This window comes from Gilliamella apicola (genome assembly GCF_000599985.1).
GTDB classification, from domain to species: Bacteria; Pseudomonadota; Gammaproteobacteria; order Enterobacterales; family Orbaceae; genus Gilliamella; species Gilliamella apicola.
This window is the reverse complement of sequence record NZ_CP007445.1, coordinates 1,366,904-1,384,758: the sequence shown is the minus strand read 5'-3', so window position 1 is coordinate 1,384,758 and position 17,855 is coordinate 1,366,904. Positions and strand designations below refer to the sequence as shown.

The window sequence follows — 17,855 nt, the reverse complement described above, 5'->3', positions numbered from 1 at the left end:
TTAGGTAAAATTAATCAGAAAGCATCAGAACAGAATTATTTTATTTGTATTAGCCAATAATCAATTCTACTTGGTATATCACTAACAATTCTCTTCATTTCGCCACTAGGTCTGGCGTTACTTTTTAGGCTATCTAATAAATAAAAATAAGCATCATCTAAAGCGGGGAAGATAAAATATTCCTCTAATTCAGTTAACTCATTATTAGTTCGTTTCCTATCCAAAATTTTACGCTGGTTTTGCACATACTTTTTTAGATTGCTAAATTCGTTTGTTATTTGATTTATTTTAATAGGATCATGCAACATTTCATCTAATGCAATCGCCATAATTTTAGTATCAATTAGTCTTTTCATTTTGTTACCTTTTATTATAGTTAATATTACTTTCTTCTAACGCAGCATCAGGGAACCAGTCATTACACTTGTCATAATCAAGATGTAAGTTAGTCCTACGTCCCTCACCATGCCTTGCCCTTATAATGACTTCCAAGCCGTACTCTTTCATTGCAGCAGGTAGAGCATTAACAAAGTTCCTAAGTGATAACGGATTTTTTAGATTATTGTTTTCGATAAATGTAATATAGGCATGATATAGAAATCTCTTAAATTGTACTGGCGTTGAGTATTTTCCTATCATCATGCCGTCAGGTTTATCGGTTGCAAAGAGATAACTACAAAAATCAATAAGTGGATTGGTTAATCGCTTAACTTCAATTGCCTCAGATGATTTTTGTTGCTCAATTAACAGTAATTTAGCTTTGTTATCATCTTCAAAATAATTGAATAAATGACGGATTATCACAGACAATTCACCACGTATTTTATCTTTTAGGATTGGGTCGCGTTCATTAGCAGGAACTGGCTCGCCAAAGTGAAAGATTACCCTCCGCCTAGATATTCCCCCGTCATCATTGCTAAATGTCATCGGGTTATTGTTAATCGCTAATATAACCCCCTGTATCTTAGTTGAATAAGGTTTCTTGTATTTTTCATCTATCGCCACATCGTCACCACCCGTAATTGCCTTAATACCGTTACCCTCACCAATATATTTTGCTTGATCCGGTAAAATAATTAACGACTGCCCAACAATAAGCGACCGTTCTCTTGGTTTTTCTAAGGCTTCCATATTGGCGGATACTGTATTGTTTTTACCAGCTAACATTGTGGCAATATCAGCAAAGACACTTTTACCGCTACCACCTGCGCCTGTTACTTCTAAAAATAATTGCCAGTCATAACGATTAGCCAATATCATATATAATGCTGCTTTTATAGCATCCATCTTGATAGTGTCTTTTTTAGCGGAACGTGACAACCATTGATAAAAATTAGGCGCATGATGCTCTAAATTTTCATTCGATACACTATCAATAAAATTAACATTGTTAATTGATTGTAACCAGTGATTTTTTGAATGAGATTTAAAAGTCCGAGTATCAAGATCAAATACACCGTTTTTAAAACCTATTAAATTTCTCGCTGGTTCGTTTTTTAATGGTATTTGAAGCTTCATTGTATCAATGGTCGATTTAATGCCTTTTTCTGAATAATGAGCATTTGATTGTCGAAACAACTGGACTAGTTCACGTTTAAGATCCATTTCAGAAATCATTTGCCAAACATTATCTTTATAGATATATACCTCATTTGTCACCATATCTAAGGATAGATTATTCTCATAATGCTCTATGAGTACATCAGCTTTCTGACTGGCTTGCATCTGTGATAAGTCGGGTATAGATTTTAGTTTAATTTCGGAAAAACTTCCCTTAAGTGAATTTTTGATATTGCTATCAAAATATTGCTTAACTTTTTCAAGTCCAAATTGTTGCCTATAATCATCCCAATCACATTTATAATCTGTATCAGGAACGGAGTAATAACCATTTACCGCTTGAGACGCTTCTATTGCTTTAGCTAAGCCCGTATTAGGGCTTTGACCAATATCGTTATCACCTGCGATAATGATTTTAGCAGTAGGATTTAACTCACGAATGCCTTTAGCTACATGAATAAGGTTGCCTGCATCAATGGCGGATATAACAATAGACTGCAGGCGGAATTCTGCTATTGATATCCCTGTAGCCAACCCCTCACAGATAATAATTTCATTATGTGCGAGCAAATTTGCGCACACCTCGGCAGGTCTGCTCAAAACTGAGCGCACTAATATAAAAGCACTTTTCTTATTTGAACCTTTCATTAAGTGCTTACTGCCGTCAGGTTCGATAAATTGACCACCTGCGTATTCATTATGAAGATTCAGCATAGGCGCAAAAATGCGCCCGTTATCTAACAAGGGTAAATCAAAGGTTAACCCTTTTTCAGTGAGGTAATCCGATTGACCTAATATTGCTTTAGATAGCAAATACTTAACCTTTTTACATACAGGATTCTCTGGTATGTTGTCTTGTAGGTCGGATTTCAAATCCGAGTTTGTGGAAGTGTTTCTTAAATTTAAGCATTCCGCTACTTTACTACTAGCTTCTTTAGCATCACAATGATAATAGTTTTTGATAAGATTTAAGCCGTCACCGCTACCGCATTGATTGCAGATATAAGTACCGCGCCCATTTTTATTATCAAACCTAAATCTATCTTTACCACCGCAGACAGGGCAAGGACAATGCTTACCATTGCCCACCACAATACCTAATGAATTAAAAATTGATTGCCATTTATCTACTGCTTGGGTTGTAATTTCATTGATTTTCATTTTTTCGACCTTTAGATTCAGTTTCACTACTAAATAGTTTCTTAGAATCAGTTATTAAGTCTGATATAGACCAAAGCACATATGAGCGTAACTCATTACTTAATTTGGTATCTTCATTACATTCACATATTAATAGGGTTGCAATAGCGTTAGCTTGATCGAGTTTAGAGTTGATAGTATCAACTGCATCTAAAGAAATATTAGGCATTATTCTCATCTCCCTTGAAATCGATATTTAATAGTTCCTTGTAAGCATCTTCGATTAAGTCACCAGCTGCCCAAAGTAAATTACCTGTATCGCAATGATCAATAAAAGGCTCATCTAATCCCTCATCTTTATAATTGTGATTATCCAAAATTACCTTAATCATGCTTTGTGCTTGTGCTAGTTTAGTTTCAATATTATTTATTAATCGGTGGTTATGAGCATTATTCATGACTGTAACCTCCCCAAGTTCTGACTCGTTCAATGATTGGCGTTATTTGAATTCTGGCAATAAAAATAAGAGATTGCTTGCCTAAATTTTTCCGTGCTTGGCGTTCGGTTGTTGCTGTAGTTTGGATAACTTGAGCGGTTGAAAGGTCATAGAATTTATATAGTTTGGATTGTCTTGCACGTAGGTGTGCGCTATCATAGCGGTTAGCCATAATCATTACCTCATTTAATGTTATTGTGGTTAGATCCCTCGATAGTGTTCCACCACTTCGAGGGATTGCTTTTTTGGTCGTTACCATTATAATGGTCGTTACCATGTAATTATAATAATATAGGGTAAGTACCATGTCAACACCAAAGGGAAAAAGATCACCACAATACCAAATGCGGTTAACTGAAGAATTTAGGCAACAACTAGAAGAAGAAGCTGCAAAAGATGGCGATACAAATTTAGCAACTTGGATAAAAAGAGTTTTAAGAAAAGAATTGCAATCAAGAGGAATCACTCCAAAAGCATAACTAAAATGCTCTCGAACGCTTCCGAAATCTACCCATTTTTTTAACACTGCGTTATTATAAGAACGTGCTTTAAACGTGTTACGCTTTGGCACAAGTTCAATGCTTTTGATTAGTTCTATTGACATTAATATACCTTAATTAATTGATTTTAGTGATTGAATATGGGCAACTGTGATAAGTTGCCTTTTTTATTAAATCAATTCTGGTTGATATTTTTTCCATAGTGCTTGCTCTTCTGCTATCAAATTAGCTTTCCATTTTTTACAAGCTTCTAAATTACGTCCTCTTTTGCTTGATTCAATAAGATATTCTTTTTCACGTTTAGCATGATCATTCAAGAAAGCCCAAGGCACACCATAAGCACCAGTTTTGCGAATTGCTGGAATAACTTCACCAAATACCCAGTTACTAAATCGATAAGCAAATGTTCCTTGTTGAATTGCTTTTCTGCTTCTAGCGATCAACTTGTAAAATCCTGATTCAGATACAGCTAACAATTTTCTTGCCCCGCCTCTTTTGCCTGAATGACTATAACTTAAAGTTAGGGTCATTAATTCAAGGCTATTTAATGATTTAATTGCTTTGGTTGGATTGCTATGCTCTAACGCCAAACACACATCGTTAGCAATAAACCAAGGTTCACCCAAATGAGTAATGATTCTTACATCGATGCCATCAAATTTAATTACACTCAATTCATCTTGTTTAACAATCATCTTAGTAGCTCCCATTAGCAAACCCTCGGCGTTTAGTCGGTTGATTTATCTTTTCAACTGTTGGCGGATTGTCGATCCAGTGAAGTAATTCCACTAATGACCAACCGCATGAGTTAGCACCTAATGATTTTCTTAATGGATATTTACCGTCTTTCTCAAGTTGCCATGCTGTTGAACGGGCGATACTAGTAATTTTGTATCTCTCATTTTCACGAACAAGGCGATCATATTGGATACCGTATTTATCCCTAATGGCTTTGTGTTGTTCAGGTGTGATTGAATATGACATTGAAAGCCTCCTACTGTACTCGGTTGCTTTCTAAGTAGGTTTTAACCTCAGCCATATCATAAACGACACGACGTTTACCTACTTTTAAACCTTTTGGGAAGTTTGGGTCATAGCGTAATGTGTTCTTAGCACAGCCTAAGATTAACGCCAGTTCATCAAGAGAATAGTATTTTGGAGTGTTTAATTGCATTGTTTACCTCATTAAGTTCGTTTGTGTTTAACTTAATGAGGAGTTTAGAATTTAAATCTTTTTATTTCAAATAGATAAACTCTTAATAAGACTATTTATCTCTTATTAAGACTATACCTACTTATCCATCCTGAAACTGTTTTTTCATTAAAAATTTTTTCACCAAAACCATGCTTGGAAGCAAGAAAATTTAATTCGTTTGTTAATGTTGTCGAATTTGAATTATTCCACATAAGAGTAAAGTGCTCTTTTAAATAAATTTGCCATAATATTCTTTCAGGATTCTGTATTCTTTCTTGTTTTTCAGCCATTATAGTTAATGGTATCGTTTTTTCATCGGTATTATTAGGTTTATCGTCAAATTCATCTTGTTTTATCCAATTAGGTAAATTTTGTGAATTTTTATTTATTTCGGGATTCAAGCGATCAATATGTCTTTTTGTAATGATTAAATCTTCGACATTTATTTCGAGTCCTTCCTCTGTATCAATTTCGTCGAATATTAAATAAAAATTATCAACATCATGGGATAAGAGAGCTACACCCTCTTTTCTTTCACTATTTTTAAAATGATATTCAGAAATTAATCTTATTTTTCTTTCTTTCAATTCTCTGGTAACTGAGCTAGGCAAAACTTTCCACAAACCATATGCAATACAATGATAACAGCGATTTGAAGGATATCTACTATAATCAAATGATTTCATCTTGTATAATTTTGATAATTTAGATGATGTGATATCTCCCGTTTCCTTAAACATTTTTTCAAAAGCCTCAGCAATAGGTAAAGGTTTATCACTTTTGTTTTGTCCAACCAAAATAGATTTTTTGCCATCCAAGCATATATGTAATTCTATAGTTCCGATTAACCACCAGTGAATTAAATCATCAATTTCACATCCTAATAACCGACTAGCTCTAGTTAAATTACAATACTCTAATGCTGGTAATGCCATTCGTCTCCCTCAAACAATAACCCTAATGAAGAAGTTACGCCAATTCGTTAGGGTTACGAATGTTCAGGAGCTACCCTAGACGTAACTAATTTAGTCAGTTAAACATTATTGAGCATTATTATATCATATACTGTATAAAAAAACATTAACCTAAATCCCACTAAATGGTGGTATTTAGCTAGCCAAAGGAAAGGCTCTTATTTAGAAATCAGCACGGATTTGAAATCCGACCTAATGACATGTTTTAATGTTATATATGTTATTACTTTCTTTTAATAACACTTAAAAAAATATATATAAATCAATTATATTATGTTATTAGTGTTGTTAGTGTTATTAAAATATATATATAAAGTATTTATTAAATAATAGGTAATAAAAAACCAGTCTAATTGACTGGCTTAAATCTGGTTCTATGAATAAAATCAAGAGGCTCATTTTTGAGCTGCTGACAGTGATAAATTTCCTTGGCTAGCTTGCTCTACAAAATCACCCCACCATTGCATCATGTCACGGCGTTTATCTAAATAGGTTGCTCTATTGTAAATTGCTCTTACTGCATTCCTATCGACGTGGGCAAGCGAGACTTCAATTAAATCATAATCAAAGCCATGTTCATTTAATGCTGTAGATGCTAATGATCTAAAGCCATGAGCAACTAACTCACCTTTAAAGCCCATTCGTTTTAATGCTGTATTGACTGTTTCTTTATTCATATGTTTATTGAAAGGTGCTTTTAATGTTGGAAAAACATGTTCACCATGACCGCTAATAGGCTTCATAATCTCAATTATCCTTATCGCCTGTTTATTTAGTGGGATAGTATGATCTCTTCTCATTTTCATTTTGTCTGCTGGTATCGTCCATAATTCATTTTTTAGGTCTATTTCGCTCCATAATGCAGATACTGCCTCAATTGGTCTTGTTATGGTAAGTAGTTGCCACTCAATCAAGCATCTTGTTTGTAATTCAATACTAGCCAAAGAAATGGCTTTCATTATTCTTGGTAACTCTGAAGGTGGTAAAGAGGGCATATTTTGCTTATGGGCAACTTTAAACACAGCTCCTATTTTACCAGCTGGATTATATTCAATCAGATCATTGTTAACAGCATAAGTCATTACTCTATTAATTCGTTGTGATATCCTCTTAACTGTATCTAGTTTACCGGCACATTCAAGAGGTTTTAAAGCTTCAATAAAATCTTTTGCTTTTAGCTGTGAGATGGGTATATCGCCAAGGCTAGGATAAATATAATTAACAAATGAATTTTTTATTCGCCTAATTGTTCCACTAGTGATATCTCTTGAGTTCTGTTGCTCAAGCCATCTTTCAGCCACTTTATAAAATGTATTATCTTTCTCTTTTTTTGATTGGTTTTGTATAGATTGTTTATGCTGTTGTGGATCTACTCCTTGAGATACTAAAGAACGATATTCATCTCTTTTTTGTCTTGCGTTAAATAATGTGATTTCTGGATAGCTTCCAAAGCTAACTAATGTGCGTTTTTTTGAATCAGGACTAATATAATTAAATCGCCAAATTTTAGAACCATTAGATTTAATTAATAAATATAAACCGTTGCCATCTGATAAAGTAAAATCCTTTCCCTTTGGCTTGGCTGACTTGATTTGAGTATCATTTAGAGGTTTTATAATCTTTGCCATGTTATACGAATTTAAGTTATATTTGAGCGTATAACATAATATATAACATAAAAGTTTGAATTTCGCTAAATCTTCTTGAACTTAGATAAACAGTAAATTAGTTAGAAAGCTTGTTATATAAAGGTTTTTTGAACGTTTTTGAATTTGGATGGATTAATGAATGGTGGGTTGTGAGGGGATCGAACCCGCGACAAATTGATTAAGAGTCAACTGCTCTACCGACTGAGCTAACAACCCACTAAAATATTTCCTATATTGTATCTAAGCTATAAGGTTAATGCAAGCTTTATATTTTATATTAATTTTGACCTATATCTCAGATTTATCAAATTTTTTGTGATATTATTAAAAAATTAAATGAGTTATAATCATCCTACAAATTCTTTAATTAGCTTAATATAACATCAACAAAAGTATGAATGGACAATTAGTTAATAAAAATTAATTAACGTCATATTCAATAATCATTCAATTATAGGTTATAAGGTAAAATCAGGAGGCAAAAAATGAAGATATCATCAGTTGCAATGCTTATTTCAATGGGGTTAGCTAGTTCAATGGCTTATGCACATCAAGCGAATGAAATAATAGTTCGTGGTGGGCCTGTATATGTTCATCCAAAAGATAAAAGTGATCATGTAAAAGTTGGTGGAGCAAAAAGTGATTTAAGAGCCAAAGCCGATAATGAAACTCAACTTGGTCTCAATTTTCAATATATGATAACGGATAATATTGGTATAGAGCTGTTAGGTGCAACACCATTTAGTCATCAAGTTAAACTCGGCGGTGGTAATTCAACTGGTTTGGCTGGCGCTCATCTTGGTAAAATTAAACATTTACCACCTACATTAAGTGCTGTTTGGTATCCACTTGATTCGAAATTTGAATTTCAACCGTATGTTGGTGTTGGGGTGAACTATACATTCTTCTTTGATGAAAAACTTAGCGGTGAGGCTAAAAAAGCAGGATTCCATGGTTTAGATTTAGACAGTTCTTGGGGCTTAGCTGCACAAATTGGTGCTGACTATTCCATTAATGAAAATTGGCTCTTAAATGCACAGTTACGTTATATAAATATTGAAACTAAAGCAACAACGCATTTAGGAAACACTAAAGTAACGGCTAATTATAAGTTAGACCCATGGGTTGCAATGATTGGTGTAGGTTATAAATTCTAGACTTTTGCTGAATAAAAAAATCTCTCGCTAATAAAATTAACGAGAGATTTTATATATCAATCTTATAGATTCTTGATTGCTACATACTGCTCTTGCAGTTTTGCTTTATCATCAATGTAACCTTGCTGTTTTTCTTTTTCTTTAGCAACCACTGCGGCTGGTGCTTTGTCAACAAAACTAGCGTTTGATAATTTATTTGTAATACGAGTTATTTCGCTATCAATCCGAGCAATCTCTTTTTCAAGACGAGCTAATTCATCTTCTTTATTGATTAATCCCGCCATTGGTATGAGTAACTCTGCACCATCAACCAATTTAGTTACAGACAATGGACTATTTTCACCTTCATCAAGTAAGACAATTTCAGAAAGTTTAGCCAAAGTTTTAATAAAAGTAATATTATCACTTACAATACGATGAACCGTAGGTGAAGCTTGACGAATTAATAATTGTAATGGTTTACTCGGTGCAATGTTCATTTCAGCACGGATATTACGCACAGCAATAACAGCATCTTTAATCCAATTAATATCAGCAACCGCTTCTTCATTAATATATTTTTCATCAAATTCTGGCATTGGTTGTAGCATAATTGTGTCAGCTTTAATATTCATTAGTCCTTTCACATTTTGCCAAATTGCTTCAGTGATAAACGGAATAATTGGATGAGCAAGGCGCAATAATGCTTCCAAAACTGTCACCAGTGTATGACGAGCTGCACGTTGTGCAGATTGTTCACCATTAGCTAATACAGATTTAGTAAGTTCTAAATACCAGTCACAAAATTGATTCCAAGTAAACTCATATAAAATATTAGCAGCTAAATCGAAACGATAAGTATCAAATGCTTCACGATAGGCTTTAACGGTTTGGTTAAATTCCGCTAAGATCCATTTGTCTGATAGTGAATAATCTAAATCTCCGCCTTTAAAGCCACAATCATGTTCTTCGGTATTCATTAATACGTAACGGCTTGCATTCCATAATTTGTTACAGAAGTTACGATAACCCTCTAAGCGTTTTAAATCCCAGTTAATATCACGTCCAGTTGAAGCCAGTGCCGCTAAAGTAAAGCGTAGTGCATCCGTACCGTGGGCTTCAATTCCATTTGGAAATTGCTTTTCAGTCCGTTTGGCAATTTTTTCAGCCAACTGTGGTTGCATCATATTGCCAGTACGTTTTTCTAACAAATCAGCTAATGAAATACCATCAATCATATCTAAAGGATCAATTACGTTACCTTTAGATTTAGACATTTTTTGCCCTTCTTCATCACGAATCAACCCTGTAACATACACAGTTTTAAATGGTACTTGAGGTTTACCATGCTCATCTTTGATGAAGTGCATCGTCATCATAATCATTCTGGCCACCCAGAAGAAAATAATATCAAACCCTGTTACTAATACATTAGTTGGATGAAAGGTCGCTAAATCATCGGTATTTTCTGGCCATCCTAAGGTTGAAAATGTCCATAGCGCTGATGAGAACCAAGTATCAAGTACATCTTCATCTTGTGATAATTCAATGTCGTCAGATAGGTTATTTTCACGTCGCACTTCTGCTTCATTACGACCTACATAAACATTACCTTGATTGTCATACCAAGCAGGAATTCGATGCCCCCACCATAATTGACGAGAAATACACCAATCTTGAATATCATTCATCCAAGAAAAATACATATTTTCGTACTGTTTTGGTACAAATTGGATGTCACCATTTTTTACTGCATCAATAGCAGGTTCAGCAAGTACTTTGGCACGAACATACCATTGGTCAGTCAACATAGGTTCAATAACCACTCCGCCACGATCGCCATAAGGAATAGTAAGATCATGTGGTTCAATTTTTTCGAGTATATCTAATGCTTCACATTGAGCAACAATGGCTTTACGCGCTGCAAAGCGTTCTAAATTTTGGAATTGTTCTGGAATCTCTGTCGTATAAATAGTGCATGCCTCGCCATTGGTATCAAATACTTCCGCTTGTGTACGAATATCACCGTCAAAAGTGAAAATATTGATCATCGGTAATTGATGACGACGCCCTACTTCATAGTCATTAAAATCATGAGCTGGTGTGATTTTTACACAACCTGTTCCTTTAGTCATATCGGCATGTTCATCACCAATAATCGGAATACAACGATTTACAAATGGTAATATTATATGTTTACCAATTAAATCTTTATAACGCGGATCTTCCGGATTTACTGCAACCCCCGTATCGCCTAAAAGTGTTTCTGGTCGAGTTGTGGCAACAACTAAATAATCTTTACCTTCTGCTGTTTTAGCGCCATCAGCAAGTGGATAGCGTAAATACCACATTGAGCCTTTAACTTCTCGGTTTTCGACCTCAAGATCTGATATGGCAGTACGAAGTTTAGGATCCCAGTTTACTAGACGTTTTCCTCGATAAATCAAATCTTCTTGATATAATCTTACAAACACTTCCTTCACGGCATTGGATAGACCTTCGTCCATGGTGAATCGCTCGCGATCCCAATCAACAGAATCACCTAGTCGACGCATTTGTTTAGTGATACTACCACCTGACTCTGCTTTCCATTGCCAAATTTTATCAATAAATGCTTCACGACCGTAATCATGACGAGTTTTGTTTTCCTCAGCGGCAATTTTACGTTCAACAACCATTTGAGTAGCAATACCAGCATGATCTGTACCCGATTGCCATAGGGTATTGTTACCCTGCATACGATGATAACGAATTAATGCATCCATGATGGTTTGTTGAAATGCATGCCCCATATGTAAACTACCGGTTACATTCGGAGGTGGAATGGCAATACAGTAACTTGGTTGAGATTTGTCACCATTGGGTTTGAAATAACCGCATTCTTCCCAATGTTTATAAATAGGTTGTTCAATTTCTTGTGGATTGTAAGTCGTGTTTTTCATAATTGATGAATAAATCCTAATTCAAGGCATAAAAATACCCTATATTCTACAGGAAAATAGCCAAACAATAAATTAGCAGATTAATAAACTCATTGATTTAATATATGATTAAAACTTTATTAGATTGATAATTGATATAAAAACCGCTTGTTAAAAAGCGGTATTAATTTATAAAGTTTGAATTTATAGTTAAATCAATCATGTTGATAAATAAAATTATCGATTAATCGTGTTTTACCAATATAAATAGCTAAAGCACATAAACTGTCTTGTGCAAGTAAATCAACTGATTTTAATGTAGCTAAATCTACAAACTCAATATAATCAACTTTTGCCAAAGGTTGTTTACTGATCAACTCTTGCATGGCTTGGGTGATCACATTAACTGACTTTTCACCTTTATGAATCATAGCTTTTGCACATTCAATTGCTTGGTAAAGACAAACCGCAGCCACCCGTTCACTTTCAGACAAATAACTATTACGAGAACTTTTAGCCAGTCCATCTGATTCACGTACAATAGGACATCCGATGATTTCAATATTAAAATTCAGATCCGTTACCATACGTTTAATTACCGCTAATTGTTGGGCATCTTTTTGCCCAAAGTAGGCACGATCTGGTTGAGCAATATTGAATAGTTTTGTAACAACCGTACAAACGCCTTTAAAATGACCTGGGCGTCTTTTGCCACATAAAGCTTCTGTTAACTCATTTACATCAACATAACTATTAAAATTAGGTGAATACATTTCACTGGCGTCTGGGCAGAAAATCAGATCGACACCCACTTGTTCGCAGGCGATTTTATCACGTTCTAAATCTCGTGGATAACTGGCAAGATCTTCCGAAGGACCAAATTGAATAGGATTGACAAAAATCGTTACAATAACTTTTTGATTATCTTGTTTAGCGGCTTGCATCAAACTTTGATGACCTTCATGCAAAAATCCCATTGTCGGTACTAAACCGATGCTATTATCAGCTTGTCGCCAAGCGTTAACTTGCTCACGCACCTCTCTAATCGTTGTTACTACTTTCATTATTTCATCCTTTTTTGTTATTCAAAAATTCACTTTTCAGATTTTGCATAATTTCATCATCCATCGCAAATTCATGAATCGATGCAGGGTACTGTTGTTGTTTGACTTCTTGGCAATAATCACCAAACGCTTTTTTCATTTGTTCCCCGACTGGTGCAAAAGATTTAACAAATTTTGAAGATACGCCATCATACATTGACAGCATGTCTTGATAAACCAATACTTGTCCATCACAACCAGCGCCAGCCCCAATACCTATAGTTGGAATATTGACAAGCTCAGTAATAAATTTAGCCAGTTTGGCAGGGACGCATTCTAATAAAATTGCAGCTGCACCAGCTTGTTCGACAGCTAAGGCATCAAGCACAATATTTTTAGCATTTTGATAATCTTTACCTTGAACTTTATAACCGCCTAAAGCTAAAACAGATTGCGGCATTAAACCGATATGAGCAACAACGGGAATTGAAGCTTGAGCAATCATTTTAATATGTTCACAAAATGCTTGCCCTCCTTCAAGTTTTACAGCTTGCGCTTGCCCTTCTTTAATTAATCGTCCGGCATTATAAACAGCATTATAGACGGAGGTATGATAAGACATGAATGGTAAATCAGTGATAACAAAAGCTGTTTTAGCTGCTTTTGCCACTGCTTTCGAGTGATGAATCATATCCTCCATAGTAACAAACACTGTACTTTCATAGCCTAGCATGACCATTCCTAAAGAGTCACCAACAAGTAAACAATCGACCCCACTTTCATCCATAAGCTTGGCAGTTGTATAATCATACGCCGTTAGCATAGTGATTTTTTGTTGATTTTCTTTACGTTGTTGTAAGGTTAAAATAGTTTTTTTCACGAAGACAGCTCCAATTCCAGTTGTCGATAATTTTTGTTCGGATGTTTTTTTCGACTAATATTAAGTAAAATAGTTGATAATTGTTTATAAATCGGTCTTAATTCATCTGGCATAACCATTATATGTTGTTTGATAGTATCAATATCACCGCGTTCAATCGGCCCTGTTAAAGCATTAATCACCCCTAGTTTACAAGTATTGTTGGCATTACCTAAAAATAACGGATGCCATGCTTGTTCACTAAACTCACTGTTTAAATCACATTGATTCAATAATTCTATTCCTATTTGTACTAAAGCAATCACTTGGTTACTAAGCATGACACAGGCTGCATGATAAAGAGGCTTTTTACTAGCTGAAAGGACTGCCAAAGGGTTTTTTAAAGATGTAAACACAGCTTGCAATTGGCAAATAACTTTAGGATTGGCTTCAAGCGTGAAAGAGACACCAGGCATGGCAGAATAGCAACCAAACCGATCATAAATGGCATATAGAGGATGTAAAGAAAAAGCTAAAGGATGAACAACCTTATTTTGGCTAAAGATATGAGATGTTAATAAACCACTACAGTGACCTATCCATTTATTCGCAATAGGTAGCTGGCACAGTTCTTGCCAAACAACTAATATTTGACTATCAGATACAGTAACAAATATGCAATCACAATCGTTAACTAAATCACCAAGTGATGAATAAGCTTTGCTTTGCGTAAAATCACTTGCTTCTTGTGCATGTTCATAAGTTCGACTAAAAAAACCAGCAATACGAAAACCACTCAATGAAAAGTACTTCGCTAACGTACAACCAACTTTACCCGCACCTATAAAACCGATAATCATAACTATTATATCTTTTTAAAAAAGATCGCATTATAGCCTAATCCGATTGATATTCAATTAGATTAATTCTGATAAAATTAACAATATTTATAATTTATCGGCGATTATTACTCTGTTGAGTAAAAATAAAATTTACCATTATTAAATAATGTTAGATCTTTTCTGTAGACTCCAATAGCGAATAAACTTGCTTTGCTTATAACCAATACAATATTTTTTTAGCTTGTCATCACCGCATTAACCCTGCGTAATATCGATCCATCACCAAATCTAAAAAGTTTATACCATTGCCTTTATATTATTTCGCAATGGTATAAATTTACTCGCAAGTCACGGGTATGGTTTTTAAATTGAATCCAGCTTCTTTATATAATTTATACCTTGTTCTTGCCAACTCTTTTAATCTTTCGTCTACTGGTACAAAATCAACAATATCAGAATACACTGCGGCAAATTCAGGAAACTGCTCTTGTAGATTAATCAATACATGCCGATTGCCATTACTGCGTTTTTGTGGCCAACAAATTTCGACGGGCGAACCACCTTTCATACCTTCACCAGCTAAATTATGTGGTACAAAATGGTCGGTATCAAGCTGCCAAAGGTATTCATCTATACGTTCAGCTTGTTGTTGATCTTGGCAAGCAACTAAGATTCTTTTATTTGCTTGCCAGATTTCAACAATTTTTTCACAAGCGAGTTTCTCATGGTATAAAACACCTGATTCATTCGCCGGTTTTTGGTTTTCTAAAAGATAAAAAATCACTTTTTTCATATAAATGAATGATCAACCTATTGTGTTAATAAGTATTCAATCAACATCGCAACTGGGCGACCTGTCGCGCCTTTTTTAGCGCCTGATTGCCAAGCTGTACCAGCAATGTCTAAATGCGCCCAGTGATATTTTTCGGTAAACCGTGATAAAAAACACGCTGCAGTAATTGTTCCACCATCACGACCGCCAGCATTGACAATATCTGCACAAGTTGACTTAATCTGCTCTTGGAAATCATTATCAATCGGTAATTCCCATGCTTTATCGCCAGCTTTATTGGATGCTAACATTAATTCATTAACTAAATTTTTGTTGTTACCCATCACCCCTGTATAGTGGTGACCTAATGCAACAATGCAGGCACCAGTTAAGGTTGCTATATCAATAACAGTTTTTGGTTTATAACGTTCAACATAAGTTAAAGCATCGCATAATACCAAGCGCCCTTCCGCATCGGTATTAATTACTTCGACTGTAGTTCCAGACATGGTTGTTAAGATATCACCTGGTCGATAGCTATTGCCATCAGGCATGTTTTCACAACCTGCCATAACCCCAACGACATTAATAGGTAGTTTAAGCTCTGCGACTGCCTGCATAACACCATAAACGGTTGCGGCTCCGCACATATCATATTTCATTTCATCCATACCCGCTGAAGGTTTAATTGAAATACCACCTGAATCGAATGTTAAACCTTTACCTACAAGCACATAAGGCTGGGCTTTTTTATCTTTTGCACCATGATATTCAATGATCGTCATTATCGATTCATTTGCAGAACCACGCCCTACCGCTAAATAGGCATTCATATTTAGTTTAGCTAATTCTTTCTCACCTAAGCATGAAATTTTTAAAGATGAGTGCTTTTTACCTAATTGTTTAGCCTGATCCGCTAGATATTGTGCATTGCAAACATTTGAAGGCATATTGGCAATTGTTTTTGTGGTACTAATTGCATCGGCAATAATTTGACCTTGTAATAATCCGTTTGTTAAAGATTCGCTTTGCTTTTTGTCATTGCAAATTAAGGTAATTTTATCCAAATTTGGAGTTGGCGATTTTTGGGTTTTGAATTGATCAAAACAATAGGTCATCTTATTGATAATTTGTGGAAGTTGCTTAACAATTTCAATATTTGCCGTTGATTTAACCGTTAATAAATCCCAATTCACACTTTTGACTTTTTTTGCCAATAATTCTTTGACTACCGCTTGGATAATTTGTTTGGATTGGTTGCTGTCAAATTCTTTCAACTTTCCACAACCAACAAATAATAGTTCTTGGTTTAATTTAGATGAACAGGAATATAAAAAAGTGGTTTTACCAAGTTCAGTACTAATGTCACCAGATTTGATCAGTTGACTGACCAACCCATTAGTCGCTTCATCAATTTCCTTTACTATATCTGACTGATTTTTATCTGAATTTACGGTAATAACTAAACATTCTGATTTTGGTTTTGTAATTGAATTACTGTTTTTGATTAAAATTTCCATAGATATTCTCTTTTTATGAAATTTATGATGATGAGTAACATTCTATCTGTTCATTTAGCGATAGCAACAAAAAGATAACTAAACAAAGCAAATCCTATTATAATAGTCCCATTTATAAAAATTGAAGATAGGTAAAATGTGATAATCCGTCGATATTTAGTGAAAGAAACATTAAAAACACAAGGTGCAATATTATTTATATTATTGCTAATTTTCTTTTCTCAAAAGTTAATTAGAATTTTATCTAGTGCGATAGAGGGAAATATTCCACGTGATTTAATCATGCCTTTGCTAGTATTAGGCGTATCAAATATGGCGGATTTGATTTTGCCATTAAGCTTATTTTTGGGCGTTTTAGTAACTTTTGGTCGTTTATATTCTGATAGTGAAATGGTAGCCATGCATGCCTGTGGTGTAAAAAAGAATTTGAATTACCAAGTAGTTTTTTTTCTTTGTATTCTCACTTGCGCATTAACGACAATCAATTGTATTTGGTTTGGACCTTGGTCAAGCTTAAAACAAGACCAGTTAGTTGAAAATGCCAAAATCAATCCAAGTTTAGCAGGTCTATTAGCGGGTCAATTTCAGCAAACACCAGATGGAAATTCAGTGATTTATATTAGTAATGTTGATAAAAATAATTTAGAAAATGTCTTTATTGCTAAAATTAATCCTAAGGACAATCAACGACCTTCAATCATTATTGCCAACAAGGGAAAGACTGGAAATGATGCACAAGGCAATCAAATTATCACACTTGATGATGCTAATCGCTATGAAGGGACTGCACAACTAAAAGATTTTCGCATAACTAACTTTCATAATTATATGGGTATTATTAAACCTAAAGAACTCGACTCAAATAATGATGAAATAAATGATGTTCAACAACTCGGTTTAACGGATTTGTATGAAACAAAAACAATCAAATCAGAAGCTGAGTTTTATTGGCGGTTAACCCTTATTATCTCTGTTCCTCTCATGGCATTTTTGGTTATTCCTCTTAGCGTGTCGAATCCTAGACAAGGACGATTGGCGCAAATTCTCCCTGCATTGTTGCTCTATTTGGTCTATTTTTTATTAGCCAGTTCGATTAAAGCCAATGCAGGCAAGGGGCGTTTAGATCCAGCTTTATGGTTTTATGTAATCAATCTAGGATATTTTATTCTTGCCATAATTTTAAATTGTTGGGATAACTTATTTATGCGTAAAATTCGTTTGAAATATATTGCATCATAAAGGAGAAA

18 protein-coding genes and 1 tRNA gene are annotated in these 17,855 nt (G+C 34.5%); 2 read left to right on the top strand and 17 right to left on the bottom strand.

Annotated features, from left to right (window positions below; translation table 11 throughout):
- Nucleotides 1–35: 35 nt before the first annotated feature.
- The 11 genes from GAPWK_RS06435 to GAPWK_RS06385 form a co-directional block, all read right to left on the bottom strand.
- Entirely contained in the window at nt 36–356 is a 321-nt protein-coding gene (locus tag GAPWK_RS06435) for a hypothetical protein (RefSeq protein ID WP_025315435.1), read from the bottom strand.
- 4 nt (nt 357–360) lie between these two features.
- Complete coding sequence (locus GAPWK_RS06430) at nt 361–2,721, bottom strand: primase-helicase zinc-binding domain-containing protein (RefSeq protein WP_025315434.1); 2,361 nt, start codon at nt 2,719–2,721, stop codon at nt 361–363.
- The gene (locus GAPWK_RS06425) at nt 2,708–2,929 is read right to left on the bottom strand and encodes a hypothetical protein (protein ID WP_025315433.1); all 222 of its coding nucleotides are present in this window, start codon (nt 2,927–2,929) and stop codon (nt 2,708–2,710) included. Before GAPWK_RS06425 ends, GAPWK_RS06430 begins: the two co-directional genes overlap by 14 nt.
- Entirely contained in the window at nt 2,922–3,158 is a 237-nt protein-coding gene (locus GAPWK_RS06420; RefSeq protein WP_025315432.1) for a hypothetical protein, read from the bottom strand. Before GAPWK_RS06420 ends, GAPWK_RS06425 begins: the two co-directional genes overlap by 8 nt.
- Nucleotides 3,151–3,369, bottom strand: coding sequence for a host cell division inhibitor Icd-like protein (locus GAPWK_RS15565; RefSeq protein ID WP_407919855.1), 219 nt, complete (start codon nt 3,367–3,369; stop codon nt 3,151–3,153). The genes GAPWK_RS06420 and GAPWK_RS15565 overlap by 8 nt, the downstream gene beginning before the upstream one ends.
- A 498-nt stretch (nt 3,370–3,867) precedes the next feature.
- Nucleotides 3,868–4,407: a BRO-N domain-containing protein gene (locus tag GAPWK_RS06410; RefSeq protein WP_025315430.1), complete on the bottom strand. Its 540-nt coding sequence runs from the start codon at nt 4,405–4,407 to the stop codon at nt 3,868–3,870.
- Complete coding sequence (locus GAPWK_RS06405; protein ID WP_025315429.1) at nt 4,394–4,681, bottom strand: helix-turn-helix transcriptional regulator; 288 nt, start codon at nt 4,679–4,681, stop codon at nt 4,394–4,396. The genes GAPWK_RS06410 and GAPWK_RS06405 overlap by 14 nt, the downstream gene beginning before the upstream one ends.
- 10 nt (nt 4,682–4,691) lie before the next feature.
- Nucleotides 4,692–4,871, bottom strand: a complete 180-nt coding sequence (locus GAPWK_RS06400; protein WP_025315428.1) for a helix-turn-helix transcriptional regulator — start codon at nt 4,869–4,871, stop codon at nt 4,692–4,694.
- A gap of 95 nt (nt 4,872–4,966) precedes the next feature.
- Nucleotides 4,967–5,827 (bottom strand): hypothetical protein, encoded by an 861-nt coding sequence (locus GAPWK_RS06395; RefSeq protein ID WP_025315427.1) that lies wholly within the window; start codon nt 5,825–5,827, stop codon nt 4,967–4,969.
- A gap of 434 nt (nt 5,828–6,261) precedes the next feature.
- Nucleotides 6,262–7,494, bottom strand: a complete 1,233-nt coding sequence (locus tag GAPWK_RS06390; RefSeq protein ID WP_025315426.1) for an integrase domain-containing protein — start codon at nt 7,492–7,494, stop codon at nt 6,262–6,264.
- A 161-nt stretch (nt 7,495–7,655) separates the two neighbouring features.
- A tRNA-Lys gene (locus tag GAPWK_RS06385) sits at nt 7,656–7,731 on the bottom strand.
- A 269-nt stretch (nt 7,732–8,000) separates the two neighbouring features.
- Here GAPWK_RS06385 and GAPWK_RS06380 point away from each other — a divergent pair.
- Nucleotides 8,001–8,672, top strand: coding sequence for an OmpW/AlkL family protein (locus tag GAPWK_RS06380; protein WP_025315425.1), 672 nt, complete (start codon nt 8,001–8,003; stop codon nt 8,670–8,672).
- Between the two features lie 62 nt (nt 8,673–8,734).
- Here GAPWK_RS06380 and GAPWK_RS06375 read toward each other — a convergent pair whose 3' ends face one another.
- The 6 genes from GAPWK_RS06375 to GAPWK_RS06350 form a co-directional block, all read right to left on the bottom strand.
- A complete protein-coding gene (locus GAPWK_RS06375) occupies nt 8,735–11,593 on the bottom strand; it encodes a valine--tRNA ligase (RefSeq protein ID WP_025315424.1) in 2,859 nt (952 codons plus the stop codon).
- A 194-nt stretch (nt 11,594–11,787) separates the two neighbouring features.
- Nucleotides 11,788–12,636 carry a pantoate--beta-alanine ligase gene (gene panC, locus GAPWK_RS06370; protein WP_025315423.1) on the bottom strand — a complete coding sequence of 283 codons (849 nt, stop codon included), beginning with the start codon at nt 12,634–12,636 and terminating at the stop codon, nt 11,788–11,790.
- Between the two features lie 4 nt (nt 12,637–12,640).
- A complete protein-coding gene (gene panB, locus GAPWK_RS06365; RefSeq protein WP_025315422.1) occupies nt 12,641–13,495 on the bottom strand; it encodes a 3-methyl-2-oxobutanoate hydroxymethyltransferase in 855 nt (284 codons plus the stop codon).
- Nucleotides 13,492–14,334 carry a Rossmann-like and DUF2520 domain-containing protein gene (locus tag GAPWK_RS06360; RefSeq protein WP_025315421.1) on the bottom strand — a complete coding sequence of 281 codons (843 nt, stop codon included), beginning with the start codon at nt 14,332–14,334 and terminating at the stop codon, nt 13,492–13,494. Before GAPWK_RS06360 ends, panB begins: the two co-directional genes overlap by 4 nt.
- A 319-nt stretch (nt 14,335–14,653) precedes the next feature.
- Nucleotides 14,654–15,109, bottom strand: a complete 456-nt coding sequence (locus GAPWK_RS06355) for a DNA polymerase III subunit chi (protein WP_025315420.1) — start codon at nt 15,107–15,109, stop codon at nt 14,654–14,656.
- 17 nt (nt 15,110–15,126) lie between these two features.
- Nucleotides 15,127–16,608, bottom strand: coding sequence for a leucyl aminopeptidase (locus tag GAPWK_RS06350; RefSeq protein WP_038517287.1), 1,482 nt, complete (start codon nt 16,606–16,608; stop codon nt 15,127–15,129).
- Between the two features lie 138 nt (nt 16,609–16,746).
- Between GAPWK_RS06350 and lptF the strand changes: the two genes are divergently transcribed.
- Complete coding sequence (lptF, locus tag GAPWK_RS06345; protein WP_025315419.1) at nt 16,747–17,847, top strand: LPS export ABC transporter permease LptF; 1,101 nt, start codon at nt 16,747–16,749, stop codon at nt 17,845–17,847.
- Nucleotides 17,848–17,855 lie beyond the last annotated feature (8 nt).

Bases quoted from the DNA above. Each gene is read 5' to 3' on its own strand.
- GAPWK_RS06360 (WP_025315421.1), bottom strand. From the start codon at position 14,334: ATGATTATCGGTTTTATAGGTGCGGGTAAAGTTGGTTGTACGTTAGCG.
- GAPWK_RS06425 (WP_025315433.1), bottom strand. From the start codon at position 2,929: ATGCCTAATATTTCTTTAGATGCAGTTGATACTATCAACTCTAAACTC.
- GAPWK_RS06435 (WP_025315435.1), bottom strand. From the start codon at position 356: ATGAAAAGACTAATTGATACTAAAATTATGGCGATTGCATTAGATGAA.
- GAPWK_RS06350 (WP_038517287.1), bottom strand. From the start codon at position 16,608: ATGGAAATTTTAATCAAAAACAGTAATTCAATTACAAAACCAAAATCA.
- GAPWK_RS15565 (WP_407919855.1), bottom strand. From the start codon at position 3,369: ATGGCTAACCGCTATGATAGCGCACACCTACGTGCAAGACAATCCAAA.
- GAPWK_RS06405 (WP_025315429.1), bottom strand. From the start codon at position 4,681: ATGTCATATTCAATCACACCTGAACAACACAAAGCCATTAGGGATAAA.
- GAPWK_RS06390 (WP_025315426.1), bottom strand. From the start codon at position 7,494: ATGGCAAAGATTATAAAACCTCTAAATGATACTCAAATCAAGTCAGCC.
- GAPWK_RS06375 (WP_025315424.1), bottom strand. From the start codon at position 11,593: ATGAAAAACACGACTTACAATCCACAAGAAATTGAACAACCTATTTAT.
- GAPWK_RS06410 (WP_025315430.1), bottom strand. From the start codon at position 4,407: ATGGGAGCTACTAAGATGATTGTTAAACAAGATGAATTGAGTGTAATT.
- GAPWK_RS06420 (WP_025315432.1), bottom strand. From the start codon at position 3,158: ATGAATAATGCTCATAACCACCGATTAATAAATAATATTGAAACTAAA.
- GAPWK_RS06395 (WP_025315427.1), bottom strand. From the start codon at position 5,827: ATGGCATTACCAGCATTAGAGTATTGTAATTTAACTAGAGCTAGTCGG.
- GAPWK_RS06400 (WP_025315428.1), bottom strand. From the start codon at position 4,871: ATGCAATTAAACACTCCAAAATACTATTCTCTTGATGAACTGGCGTTA.
- GAPWK_RS06355 (WP_025315420.1), bottom strand. From the start codon at position 15,109: ATGAAAAAAGTGATTTTTTATCTTTTAGAAAACCAAAAACCGGCGAAT.
- GAPWK_RS06380 (WP_025315425.1), top strand. From the start codon at position 8,001: ATGAAGATATCATCAGTTGCAATGCTTATTTCAATGGGGTTAGCTAGT.
- GAPWK_RS06430 (WP_025315434.1), bottom strand. From the start codon at position 2,721: ATGAAAATCAATGAAATTACAACCCAAGCAGTAGATAAATGGCAATCA.
- panC (WP_025315423.1), bottom strand. From the start codon at position 12,636: ATGAAAGTAGTAACAACGATTAGAGAGGTGCGTGAGCAAGTTAACGCT.